The sequence below is a fragment of the Caulobacter sp. P1_D6 genome, from assembly GCF_056406095.1.
Map to the genome: position 1 here is coordinate 1 of NZ_JBFUAW010000101.1, position 377 is coordinate 377.

1 protein-coding gene is annotated in these 377 nt (G+C 69.5%); it reads left to right on the forward strand.

Annotated features, from left to right (window positions below; genetic code table 11):
- Nucleotides 1-82 precede the first annotated feature (82 nt).
- The coding region (locus AC1DYP_RS24865) for an NAD-dependent epimerase/dehydratase family protein (protein WP_477048573.1) at nt 83-377 on the forward strand (295 nt) is incomplete at its 3' end.

The window sequence follows — 377 nt, forward strand, 5'->3', positions numbered from 1 at the left end:
CGGTCGGTCGGGGTGGGCGTGATGGTGGAAGTCCCTTCGGGCGGGCGAGCGTCTCGGTTCACGATAGAGGAGAGTGACACCCATGCACGTATTACTGACGGGGGCAGCCGGTTTCATCGGCGGCCACATCACCGACGCTCTGCGGACCGCGGGGCACGACGTGACGGCGACGGACGCGTTCTCCACCTCGGCGCACGGACCGGACGCCGAGCGCGATCCGTCGATCGCGGAGGTCGACGTCCGGTCTCGGTCCGACCTGGATCGGGTGCTGGCGGGAGTGGACGTGGTGTGCCACCAGGCCGCCGTGGTGGGGGCCGGTGTGTCGATGGCCGACGCCCCCGCGTACGCCAGTCACAACGATTTCGGTACCGCTGTGC